11 protein-coding genes are annotated in these 11,664 nt (G+C 56.6%); 7 read left to right on the top strand and 4 right to left on the bottom strand.

The window, feature by feature from the left end; translation table 11 throughout:
* The first annotated feature begins 15 nt into the window (after window positions 1-15).
* Window positions 16-1,350 (top strand): glycosyltransferase, encoded by a 1,335-nt coding sequence (locus tag HWX74_RS09135; RefSeq protein WP_176013245.1) that lies wholly within the window; start codon window positions 16-18, stop codon window positions 1,348-1,350.
* Window positions 1,351-1,405: 55 nt separating this feature from the next.
* Here the strand turns inward: HWX74_RS09135 and HWX74_RS09130 are convergent, their stop codons facing one another.
* The 3 genes from HWX74_RS09130 to HWX74_RS09120 form a co-directional block, all read right to left on the bottom strand.
* Window positions 1,406-1,684 (bottom strand): hypothetical protein, encoded by a 279-nt coding sequence (locus HWX74_RS09130; RefSeq protein WP_176013244.1) that lies wholly within the window; start codon window positions 1,682-1,684, stop codon window positions 1,406-1,408.
* Between the two features lie 6 nt (window positions 1,685-1,690).
* The gene (locus HWX74_RS09125; RefSeq protein WP_176013243.1) at window positions 1,691-2,149 is read right to left on the bottom strand and encodes a tRNA (cytidine(34)-2'-O)-methyltransferase; all 459 of its coding nucleotides are present in this window, start codon (window positions 2,147-2,149) and stop codon (window positions 1,691-1,693) included.
* A 100-nt stretch (window positions 2,150-2,249) separates the two neighbouring features.
* Window positions 2,250-3,512: a phage terminase large subunit gene (locus tag HWX74_RS09120; protein WP_217704906.1), complete on the bottom strand. Its 1,263-nt coding sequence runs from the start codon at window positions 3,510-3,512 to the stop codon at window positions 2,250-2,252.
* 131 nt (window positions 3,513-3,643) lie between these two features.
* On the opposite strand from HWX74_RS09120, the gene HWX74_RS09115 reads away from it, so the two are divergent.
* Window positions 3,644-3,901 carry a hypothetical protein gene (locus tag HWX74_RS09115; protein WP_176013242.1) on the top strand — a complete coding sequence of 86 codons (258 nt, stop codon included), beginning with the start codon at window positions 3,644-3,646 and terminating at the stop codon, window positions 3,899-3,901.
* Window positions 3,898-4,746, top strand: coding sequence for a peptide chain release factor N(5)-glutamine methyltransferase (gene prmC / locus HWX74_RS09110; RefSeq protein WP_176013241.1), 849 nt, complete (start codon window positions 3,898-3,900; stop codon window positions 4,744-4,746). The genes HWX74_RS09115 and prmC overlap by 4 nt, the downstream gene beginning before the upstream one ends.
* 57 nt (window positions 4,747-4,803) lie before the next feature.
* Here prmC and HWX74_RS09105 read toward each other — a convergent pair whose 3' ends face one another.
* The gene (locus HWX74_RS09105; protein WP_176013240.1) at window positions 4,804-5,103 is read right to left on the bottom strand and encodes a 50S ribosome-binding protein YggL; all 300 of its coding nucleotides are present in this window, start codon (window positions 5,101-5,103) and stop codon (window positions 4,804-4,806) included.
* A 319-nt stretch (window positions 5,104-5,422) separates the two neighbouring features.
* Here HWX74_RS09105 and HWX74_RS09100 point away from each other — a divergent pair, with 319 nt between their 5' ends.
* The 4 genes from HWX74_RS09100 to HWX74_RS09085 all read left to right on the top strand — a co-directional run bounded on the left by HWX74_RS09100 (window position 5,423) and on the right by HWX74_RS09085 (window position 11,619).
* Window positions 5,423-6,547: a GntR family transcriptional regulator gene (locus HWX74_RS09100; protein ID WP_176013239.1), complete on the top strand. Its 1,125-nt coding sequence runs from the start codon at window positions 5,423-5,425 to the stop codon at window positions 6,545-6,547.
* Window positions 6,548-6,671: 124 nt separating this feature from the next.
* On the top strand, window positions 6,672-7,415 hold the full coding sequence (locus tag HWX74_RS09095) for a type II secretion system protein (RefSeq protein WP_176013238.1): 744 nt from the start codon (window positions 6,672-6,674) through the stop codon (window positions 7,413-7,415).
* 170 nt (window positions 7,416-7,585) lie between these two features.
* Window positions 7,586-8,830 (top strand): Gfo/Idh/MocA family protein, encoded by a 1,245-nt coding sequence (locus tag HWX74_RS09090; RefSeq protein ID WP_217704905.1) that lies wholly within the window; start codon window positions 7,586-7,588, stop codon window positions 8,828-8,830.
* A gap of 149 nt (window positions 8,831-8,979) precedes the next feature.
* Window positions 8,980-11,619: a glycoside hydrolase family 20 zincin-like fold domain-containing protein gene (locus tag HWX74_RS09085; RefSeq protein WP_176013236.1), complete on the top strand. Its 2,640-nt coding sequence runs from the start codon at window positions 8,980-8,982 to the stop codon at window positions 11,617-11,619.
* The last annotated feature ends 45 nt before the right edge of the window (window positions 11,620-11,664 follow it).

The following is an 11,664-nucleotide window of genomic DNA, read 5'->3' as shown; positions in this document are numbered from 1 at the left end:
TTTTGGTGGCATAGCATGTGGTGCTGGAAACAGTTGGGCCGGGTAGTGGTCCTGATAATGGTCTTTGGCCTGGCGGTATTCATCTGCAGTCAGTATTATGACTGCTGGGTGGAAGAAAACAACTCCTTTCACCGCTGGACTCTGGGACTGTCGCTGCTACTGCTGTTCTGGCCGCTGAGTTATTTTTTCGTCATCGCGATTGCCCGTTATCACTTCTATCGGGAAATTCCGCCCGTTCCGCCGGAAGAGCTGCCGAAATGCACTGTGATCATTCCGGCGTACAATGAAGGCGAACATATTTCCGAAGCGCTCGAAAGCATCTGCCGGAGCAATTATCCGGCCGATAAGTTGGAAATCATCGCCGTCAACGACGGCAGCATCGATGATACGCTGCGCTGGATGCGGATAGCCGCCAACCATTTCAAGGGCCGGATCCGGGTGATCGATTGTCCGGAAAATCATGGCAAGCGTTATGCACTTTACCGCGGTTTCTCCAGCGGCAGCGGCGAAATTTTCATCACCGTGGACAGCGATTCGATGGTCGAGCCGGATGCCCTGGCGCGCATGGTCAGTCCCTTTGTCCGCGATTCGTCGATCGGCGCGGTGGCCGGCAACGTCCGGGTGGCCAATTCCGCCTGCGGCATTTTTCCGCCGATGCTGGATGCCGGTTTCACTTTCGCCTTCGATTTCATCCGCGGCGGCCAAAGTGTGTTCAAAAGCGTCTTCTGCACGCCCGGAGCGTTGAGCGCCTACCGGCGTTCGGTGGTGATGCCGGTATTGACCGGCTGGCTGGAACAGTGTTTCATGGGCCAGCCGGCCGGCATCGGCGAGGACCGGGCGATGACCAATCTGATTTTGAAGCAGGGCTATGGGGTAGTCATGCAGCGTTCGGCTTTCATCACCACCAATGTCCCGGAAAGTTATTGGGGTTTTTCCAAAATGCTGCTGCGTTGGGAACGCAGCAACATCCGGGAAAATCTAAAAATGTACACCTTCATCTTCAAGGACTTCGATTGGCTGGACGCGCGACGCTGGTTCATGCTGTTCACCCTGTTGCAGTATTCGCTGATGACACTGCTGCCGGCCCTGATGATCTGGGGTTCGATTTACAATATTTTCGCCACCCAGGGGGAATTGCTGTTGAGCATCATCGCGATGGCGTTGCTGTGGGCAACCCTGCCGGCGGCAGTCAATCTGCAACGCAATTCCAACCGGCTGATCTGGTACTGTTATTTCTACGGTATTTTTCATGTGCTGACGCTGTTCTGGCTGGTGCCGTACGCGGTGCTGACGGTGCGCAATTCGAACTGGATGACCCGTATGAAGTCCAATTCGGCCGGCAAACTGTGACACGTCCCCCCCCTGCCGAAGCATCGATGCAGCTCAGCGACTTACCCCGCCGCCCTCAGGAATCCTGCCGGTCATCGGCCAGTTGGCGGCTCTCGGTTTTGATTTCCAGCGCCTCGACGTCGATCACGTCCTCTGAAGCCGGCGGTTCGGCCGGACGGGCGGCCGGTTCCGGCGGCCGGCGGCGATGGTTCATGGTCCGCAGCGCCGGCGGAATCAACGGGCGGCCCAGCAGCAGCAGGATCAAGCCGGCGATCAGCAGTACCGGCAGCAGCAGGATGACGACGACGGAAAGCAGAAGACAACTGAACGGGGAAAGATTGCTGCGTAGCTCCATAACGATTTATCCCTCCTGCTGGCGCAAGGCTTCGAACAGCGTGATTGCGACGGAATTGGCCAAATTGAAACTGCGGTGGAATTGACCGCGCATCGGAATCGTCAGCAGGCTGTGCTGATAGCGCTCGTAAAACTCCGGCGGCAGGCCATGCCCTTCGTTGCCGAAAACCAGATAACAGCCGTCCGGATAACGGCAGTCCCAGAAGGAACGCCGGCCGCGGGTCGACAGAAAGAAGAGCGTTTCCGGCGTGTTGACGGTCAGAAACGCTTCCCAGGTCTCATAGACGTGCAAATCCAGATGCGGCCAGTAATCCATGCCGGAACGCTTCAGATATTTGTCCTCCAGTGAAAAACCCAGCGGCTTCACCAGATGCAGCCGGCTGTCGGTCGAAACGCATAACCGGCCGATGTTGCCGGTATTCTGGGGAATCTCGGGATGAACCAAAACGATATTGAATTGCGCCATGTCATACTTCCAGAATTACTGTATAAGATCTCTGGAATTTACACCGTCAACGGCGATTCGGCAACCCGCATTGTCCGGCGGCATTGGAAAAATGGTGTTTTTAAGCCAGAATCATTCGACTTTCCGCCCGAACCGCCATCAGGTCGGTCAACGCCCAGACCAGCGCGTCCAGACGGTCCGGACTGCCGGCGTAACGGCCCGGCACGTAGCTGCAGAGCTGCTCTTCCAACGCCGGGAAACTGCCGACATGGTGCACCTTCCGCTGTTCGTACAGCGCCGCCACCGGTTCGGCCCGCAGATATTTCCCGCGGGTCGCCCGGACGGCCTGGTAGCTTAAATCGGCGTTGACGCTGCGGAGTGCCAATTCGATCAGGTCGCCGCCGTTGTTGACTTCCCCGATGATCCGGTCGGCCCGGCTGGCGGCGTAAGCGGCGCCGACTGCCCGGGCCCATTCCAGCGGCGTGCCGCGCCGCGACCAGTCGCCCAGTACATAGTAATGGCCGTCCTCTCCCAGTCCGGCGGCGACGATGCCGCTTTCGTCGGCGTCGGCGCCGGAGCTGACGGCCGGGTCGACGCCGACGACGACGCGGCGCAAATCGACCGGCAGCGTTTGCAGCCGGGCCCGGTCGATCCATTCGCGCCGCCACAACGCGCCGGCCAGGTCATCGAGAAACTTTCCCTCCAGGAAACGGGCCCGCTGCCGCCCGGAAAGTCCGCCCAGCGTTTCAGTCAGATAGGCCGGCGGCAGGTTGGCGGCATTGCCGGCCGGGTTCATCAGCAGCGCGGCGTAATTGTCGGGAAACGTCACCGCCTCCCCGGTGGCCGGATCGATTTTGCGGATGAACAACTGATATGTCCAATGCGATTTCCCCGGCGGATTGCAGTCGAAATAAGCGCGGTTGATCAGGGAAGTCCGCTGGGCCAGCCGGGTCATCGCCAGAACGACGGCGGCATAATCCAATTCGGAACATTCGTTGAAATAGATGGTGGCGAATTCCCGGCCGAGAATTTTTTCCGAACGGCTGTCGCGGTCCAGTCCGCCGAACCAGAGTTCCGACCCGTTCGGCAGCTTGACCAATCCGTCGGTCCGGTGTTCCGTCAGATTGAGATGCGGGAAGCACAAGGTCCGGACCTTCGGCAGTGTGTCGGCCAGGATCGACTGCCGGACCGTATTGCCGTGCAGCCGCAGGATCGCATGGCGGCTGCCGTGCGCTTTCAGCGCCCGGATCAGCAGCGCGTAAACGATGATGAAGGTTTTGCCGGAACGCGAGCCGCCGAACAGCAGCACGCCATGCGCCGGACCGCCCAGCAGCGTCAGCGCCCGTTCCTGATCGGCGGTCCGATGAAATTTTTTTGTTTTCAATTTCGCTCCTTTTGTTGATTTGCTTGTCTCTACCAGAGGAGAAATGCTGTCAACCCGGCACCGGAATTGGGTTTTTCCGGAAAAGGTGGTATAGTAAGCCGGTCAGCAAAACATTGTGGAGGTACGAGCTTATGAATCTGGAGCGTAAGCCATCGATGCCTGACGCCTGGATAATGGGCGTCGGACTCGACAATCGGGACGGTCACAAGCGGATCACCAAAGGGGAAAACTTTTACCTGGTCGGCGGCTCGGAAGAGACGCACGAGCGGATGACCGAGACCGCCATCAAAGTCAATGAGCAACTTGCCGCCCGCGGCAAGAAGTTGTCGCAGGTTTCGCCGGAGGAGTTCAGGGACCTGTTGAACGAAGTTTCCGGCGGTCAGACGTGACCGCCAAAAATTATCAGACGCTGCTGCTGCAATTGCAGCGGCAACTGGCTGCCGCCGGGATCGAAGCGGCTTCGGTCGAAGCCGAACTGATGTTGGCGGCAGTGTTGCATTGTCGCCGCCCGGAACTGTTTCTGCACCGGCAGGAAGCGGTCGATCCGGCGGTCGAAGCGGCGCTTGAGCCATTGTTGTGCCGCCGCCGCCGCCGGGAGCCCTGGCAATATATCGAGGGCGTCGCGCCCTTCATGAACCTGATGCTGGAAGTGACGCCGGATGTTCTGATTCCCCGGCCGGAAACCGAACTGCTGGTGGAACTGGTGCTGGAAAGCCTGCCGCCGCAGGCCGACGTGCTGGATATCGGCACCGGCAGCGGAGCGATTGCGCTGAGCCTGGCGTTTGAGCGGCCCGATTTGATGGTAACCGCCGTCGACATCAGCCCCCGGGCACTGGCGGTGGCGGAGCGCAATCGCCGCAACTACGCTCTGGCCAATGTCACATTGCTGGAGAGCGATCTGTTCAGCGGGGTTGCCGGGCGGCGGTTTGCCGCCATCACCGCCAACCTGCCTTACGTCAGCGAAGCGGAATATCGTCAGCTGGAGCCGGAGGTGCGCGATTACGAACCGGCGCTGGCCCTGACGGCGCCGGAAGCAGGACTCGCGCTGATCCGCCAAACCATCGAACAGGCGCCGGACTACCTGCAACCCGACGGCCTGCTGATTCTGGAAAACGGCGCCGACCAGGGAGAAAGCGTCGCCGCGCTGCTGCGCCGGTCCGGCTCGTTTCATGCAATCGAATTGCACCAGGATTACAACGGATTCAACCGGTTTGCCGCCGGCAGAAAGCGATGACGAAAAAAGGGCGCCATTCTGAAATGACGCCCTGGAATCCGGTTCGCCCCGGGATTTTCAGGCCAGTTCGGTCGCTTCGAAACTGGTGATTTGCGGCAGCTCTTTCAGGCCGTCGAGGAAAGCCTGACGGCGTTCGGCATTGTCCGTATCGACCGGTCCGGTTTCCATGCACAATTCAATTTCACCGTCGCCGAAAACGCCGTGGCAGCAGAGTTGGCAATGCTCCACCAGTTCGACGAACTTATCGATAAAGGCATCCGATGCCGCGTCGTCCATTTCAGTCAACTTGCCGGAAAACTCAAAACACAACTCTTTGAATTCGCCGACCCGCAGTTTTTTCCGCAAACGTTTTTTCATCAATCCTGCTCCTTACAGCTTTATGGCCGGCGTTTTCCATTTTTCTTGCCGGATTCATACTGTACTGCCGGGAAGGAAAATTCGCAAATCCGTCCGGCAAAATATTTGATTGCAGGGTATTTTTCCGCCCAGGCGCTTCGGAGCGGCCAGGCCGCCAGAATGAACCGGGCAGACGGGAAGCGTTTATTATACAAAGATATTATAATAATATTATTTTTTTTATAAATTATTATTTTTCAATGTATTTCTATTGACTTTTCCGTTGCTTTTCACTATACTTTTCTTGTCAACAACCAACCGGGCATGACAGGTGAATGCGGTGAACGAGTACTTGTATGAGAAAATTGCTGAAGAGTTGAGCAATCGGATCTATTCCGGAGAATTGAAGGTCAATGATTCATTGCCCACAATCGACAGGATCTGCCGGACTTACGGCGTCAGCCATCTGACGGTCCGGCACAGCCTGAAGGAGCTGATCCGGTACGGTATCGTTCGGAAATGCGGCCGTTCTTTCCGGGTGACCGAACGGTCCCGGACCATCGAAAGTCAGTTGGAGCAGGAAATGGTCGGCAATACCATCGGCTTGTTTGTCCGGCCACATCGTCCTTACAACCAGGACGACAACCTGTTCAACAATATCAATACCGCGATGGAAGAAACGCTGAGTGAAAATTCCATGGATTATCTGCGTTCCCATGTTCTCTCCATTCTCAATACGCTGATGCCGGATGCTTCCGGCGAGTTTGTCAAGCGGGGGGAAATCCTGCGGCAGCTTCAGATCATGTCGCGCCATGTCTGCGGCCTGGTCATCGATGAAAGAATCAGCGATCGCCTGCTGGAAACGTTCCTTTCGCAGAATCGGATTCCGATGATTCTGCTCAACCGGGAAACCGCGCTGCCGATCAGCTCGGTGGTCATCCAGAACCGGCAGGGGATTGATTATCTGCTCTGCCATGCCAGCCAGCGGTATACCGACATCATCTATATCGGCGTGCGGGCGAAATGCTATCCGAATGACTGCAAGCGATTCGAAATTATGCGGGAATATTTCGATTCCGGCGCCAGGAATGATTTCAAGGTTCATTTATTCGATACTGAAAGAGCCTTCACCGATCAGTTCGATCAGATACTCGCTTTGATGAAACCGAATAAAAAACGACGGCGGATACTCCTCATGTGCACCAGTGATATAATTGCAATTGAAATGCTGGCGGTTTTGACACGGCATAATTTCAAGCTCGGGCCTGATTTCGGAATCTGCGGTTTTTACGGGACTGCGGCGCCGCTGGAAGACGGCCGGATTCTGACTTCAATACGCTTCAACGCCCAAAAGATGGGAGAGACGGCAATTCGGCAACTGCTCAAGCAGATCAAACATCCGTGGTATCGAAGCAAAGTGGATTGCGAAATCTCTCCGGAGCTGATTATCGGAAATACGATGTGATCTGTCCTGGATGCGGCATTCAGGAGTACATCGGCAGTTTTGCCCTGGCTTCCGCAAAAACGCCGGGCATCAGGGTGATGCTCGGAAAAATAAAGAAATGCAACGAAAGTGAAAGGAATGAAAAATGAAACAGAAAATCCATTTTACACTGATAGAGCTATTGGTAGTGATAGCTATTATTGCTATTCTTGCCAGTATGTTGCTGCCGGCGCTGTCGAAAGCGAAAGCCAAGGCGCAGATGATCAACTGCCGGAGCAATCTGCGGCAGATCATTTATGCGTCGCTGTTCTATGCGGGAGATTACGATGATTACCTGATGCCGGCATTTACCTACAATACCGAGGAAGCGGCGAATGGCGTGGGTCCCAGCGTTTCCTGGTGTTACTGGCCGGGAGAAATGAAATATTCCTACGGCATGGGCGATAAAGTATTCCTCTGCCCTGCCGCTTCCGGAGCGGATTTTGAGTTCCTGGAATGGAGCAATTACCGCAGCAAAGTGCCTTACGGGCACAATTCAACGACCTTCGGCTACAGCGGGTTGGAATCCGGTTCGCCGAAACGCTATGAAGCGGTGCTGAATGCCGGCCGGAAAAATGGTTCCGATCCGATCGCCTTTGCCGATTGCTACATTACCGGAGAATCGCCCGTAGGTCCCCGTTATCCCACCTGGGGAGGAGAGATTGCGCCACACCAGACTGCCTGTGAAAATCCGGATATGGTCGCTTCCAATATCGCACTGCGCCATGACATGACAACCAACCTGGCATTTTACAACGGCAGCGTGATCGGGCTGCGCGGCGCGGAAATCGTCGCGAAACAGAAACAATTGTGCTGGCCAATCTGGCAGAACGGCGGCTGGGTCGATTGACGGGCCAATTGAGTCGGTAATTTTGAATGCCGGCCGGTCGAATTCGGCAGCATGGGAAAATTCCTGATTTCCCGTCCTGAGCTGCCGGTTTGGCCGGCCGGTCCAACAATGAAGCGAATGCGGCGAGAACGGTCGTAAAACAATTTTACTCTATTTTCCGAGGAATGACAATGGATTTGCGGATTGGCTTGATTGGAGTCGGCGGGCGGGGATACCTTGCCGATTATATCGGAACGAAAGCACGGATTGTCGCCGGCGCGGATCTTTCGCCGGAGTGTCTGGCAAAATTTCGCGAAAAATTCGGCGCCAATATTTTCACCACCCTCGATTACCGGGAACTGCTTGCACGGCAGGACATTGATGCCGTCGTCATCACGACGCCGGACTACTGTCACGAAGAGATGGCAATTGCGGCCCTTTACACCGGCAAAGCGGTCTATCTGGAAAAGCCGATGGCGATCAGCATCGAAGGCTGCGACCGTATTCTGGAAACGGCCTGCCGAACCGGCAATAAACTGTTTCTGGGGCACAATATGCGCCATTATCCGGTGATCGGCCGGATGAAGGAAATAATCGACGCCGGTTTGATCGGCGACATTCAGGCAGTCTGGTGCCGTCATTTCATCAATTACGGAGGAGATGCTTATTTTAAGAACTGGCATTCGGAGCGGCGTTACGTCAACGGCCTGCTGCTGCAAAAAGGCGTACACGACATCGACGTCATTCATTATCTCTGCAACAGTTACACCAACGCAGTCAGCGGCATGGGCAGACTGAGCGTCTACGATGCCTGCGCCCGGCGTTCCCCCGACGAACCGGGGGATAACTCCTGGAGCGATGCCAACTGGCCGCCGAAGAGCCAGACCGGGCTCTCGCCGATCATCGACATTGAAGACCACAACATGATCATGCTGCAACTGGCGAATGGCGTACAGGCGTGTTATATGCAGTGCCATTATACGCCGGATGCGGAACGGAATTATACTTTCATCGGCACGCGGGGGCGGTTAGAAAACATCGGCGATGAAGGAGAGTGTGAAATCCGGGTGTGGACCTCTCGCGGCAGCCGGGCAAAACCGGATATGATTTACCACCTGAAAGGCGGCTGTGGCTCCCACGGCGGCTCGGATGGCGAAATTATCGGAAACTTTATCGATTTTGTCCGCTTTGACGCCCCGATCAAAACGTCACCGGTTGCCGCCCGCAATGCAGTTGCCGTGGGAGTGAAAGGGCATGAATCAATGCGAAGCGACGGCAGACGCTTGGAGATCCCGCCGCTCAAACCGGAAATCGCCGCATATTTTGAACGAGGGCAAAAACGGAAGGAGCCGGCCAGACCACTGCAGGGTATGGCGTTTGAAACCGGGCCGCGCAGAGTCGCCGGCAGGCGAATGCCGGAAGAGGTGCTGCAATGAAGGACGGTCGAACACGCCAGGCAACCTCCGAGGGGAATACTCCGCCTTCATTTCAAATCGGAGGCGTGATAAAACAGGGAAGCGCCATGACCTTTCAGAAGTGGATTGGAAATATCATCAGGCATAACCTCCGGGCCGCCGGAATTTGTATGATATGTTCGGCGCTGTTGAGCGCCGCAGCCGGCACGGAATATACCGCGGCAATGTCCCGGTCCGGAATTTCGATTCAGCGTCTGGTCGATCTGTCGCTTTTTTCACGGGTGATTGCCGTCGAACCGCCATGGGGTAAATTTTACCTGATGACCGCCCTGCTGAATGAAACCGGAGTAGAGCGGATCGAAACGCCGGACGGTTATAAATTGCTGATGCAGCCCGAGCCCGCACCGACGGATTTTCACTTGAATGAGTATTCCGTCGAAATCCGCCGGGATGAGGTTATCGTCACCTTTGACGGCGCCACCGTACCGGGGCGTCCGGCCGAAATGGAATATTCCGCCTTGATGATTCCGGAACGGCTGATCCGCGGCGCTTCCTACACGGCAACCCAGGCGGACGGCACGGCGCGCGACGGAACCATTCCCGAAGAATGGGTATTGCAGGCGCGGACGCTTTGTGAACAACTGACGAAAATCGTTTTCCATACCAAGTGGGGCGAATATACCGTTGAGGTGCTCGACGGCTTCCCGCTGACCATGGTCGATCGGCGCGGTTTCGGTTTCGATGTCGGTTACGATACGGAGACTCCCGGTATCTGGATCGGCTCGGCATTTCCGCTGCCGGAAGCGACCGGCTGCCGGAACGTGACGGCGGTCCGTTTCGATTTCAAGCCGGCTCTGACGTTCGACGAGTCGCTGGCGCCGACCGGTTCCGCGGAAGCGATTCCGGTTGAACAGTTGATCTCCATGCCGGAGAATCTGCCGGCCAGGCTGCCGGCGGTGAAAGAATTTACCCGGATAAGCGACGAGCGGCTGCCGCCTGTCAGCTATACTCTGGCATTACCGCCGGAGTTTGCCGGCGCCGACGCCGGACGGCTGACTCGTGCGGCGGCACGGCTGAACGACGACTCCGACGCCCCGGCCAAAACGATTGCCGTTCATTTTTCGGCGCAATTGAAACCGGAGGAATATTGTTTGCGTAACGCGCCGGAGGCGGTCGAAATCACCGCCGCCACGCCGCGGGGAGTTTTCTATGCGCTGCAAACATTGAATATGTACCGCGAGGATCATTGTGAAATCAGGGATTTTCCCGATATGGATCTGCGCAGCGTGTTGATCATGGTGGATCAAAACTCGCTTCAGGTACATGGCGAAATCATTGAAAAACTCCTGGCGCCGCTCAAGATCAACCACCTGTTCATCGAATGCGAATACGCCGCCTGGGAGGCGCTTCGGGACGTCCGGCCGGAATGGGCGATCAGCAAGGCGGATTTGCGCCGGCTGATCGAGCTGGCCAACGATAATTTCATCGATGTTTCGCCGTTGTTCCAGACGATGGGACACAGTGAATACCTGTTTGCAAACGGCCGGAACCGCGAACTGGCCGAAGATGACACGCTCAAGGTGTACAACGCCCGTCATCCCGGCATCCGGCCGTTGATGACGCGGGTGCTGGATGAGGTGGTCGAGGTGTTCAATCATCCCGAATACCTGCATATCGGCCACGATGAAATCGGCAATGAGGCAACCTATCCGCAATTGCCCGCCAACCGGCAGATCGGCGGCCGGAAGCTGATCATCGAAGATGTGCTGTTTTATTATGATTACTGCAGGCGGAATGATCTGCGCATGGTGCTGTGGAACGACATGTTCGTGTTCACAACGCCCGCCGGGGAAGCCGGCAGCCATTTCAATTTGGACGAAGAGCTGGCAGCTTTACCCAAAGATATCATCTTCGCGTACTGGAACTACGATGATGCCATACCGGCGGCGGCAATCGAGAAGCTGCATGCGGCCGGTTTTGAATTGATCGGCTGCACCTGGTACAGTCCGGCCAATAATGCTTCGATGGCTCAATGGATCAAAAGGTACCATGCCCTGGGCATGATGGTGACGACCTGGGCGGGATATCAGTGCACCGACCGGCTGCTGGCGGATCACGCCGACCAGGTTGCCGCTTATCTGTTCGCGGCCGTCTACGGCTGGGACAACCGGCCGGAAGCCGGACGGTTCTCGCAGACGAATGAGTTGAATCTGCGCTTGTTCCCCGACTGGAGCGACCCGGCGGGACCGGGGACGCTGTGGGATCTGTCCCCTATCGCCAACCTGAGTCTGGCACCGGATTCGCATCCCTTTGCCGACGAGCCGGATCCGGGATATTTCGAGCATCTGGCCGCGCCGCTCGGCTGTGCCGCCGCGTTTCAAATTGCGAAACGTGACGGAGCTCCGGCGGTGGTGGCGCTGGCCTCGTCACTGCATCCGGCCTTTCCCGGTTCCGTGGAGATCGCTCTCAACCGATCCGCCCGGCGGCTCTTTTTCCTGCATACCATCGGTCGGGCCGATGTGATGCTCAAAACCAATCAGGTCGTTGCGACGGCCGAAATCATTTATCAGGACGGGGGACGGCAAACAGTTCCGATCCGTTTCAAGAAAGAAATTGCCGGAATTTCGGACGATTATAATGTTCATTTGCCCAAATTCCGCTGCGTGGAATGGAGCGATTCCACCGGAGAACCGGTGCGCAACTGGTATTTTGTCTGGGAAAATCCGCGGCCGGAAGCGGAGATCGCTTCCATCCGCCTGACCGGAGACCGCCGGATTCCCTATTATTTGCTGGGGCTGTCTTCGCAATAATACCGGTCCGCACGAGAGAAAACCTTCCAAAACATGCCATGCGGG

Source organism: Victivallis sp. Marseille-Q1083, from assembly GCF_903645315.1.
In the GTDB taxonomy this organism is placed as follows: Bacteria; Verrucomicrobiota; Lentisphaeria; order Victivallales; family Victivallaceae; genus UMGS1518.
The sequence above is the reverse complement of the archived record's forward strand: the minus strand, read 5'-3'. Positions and strand labels throughout refer to the sequence as shown.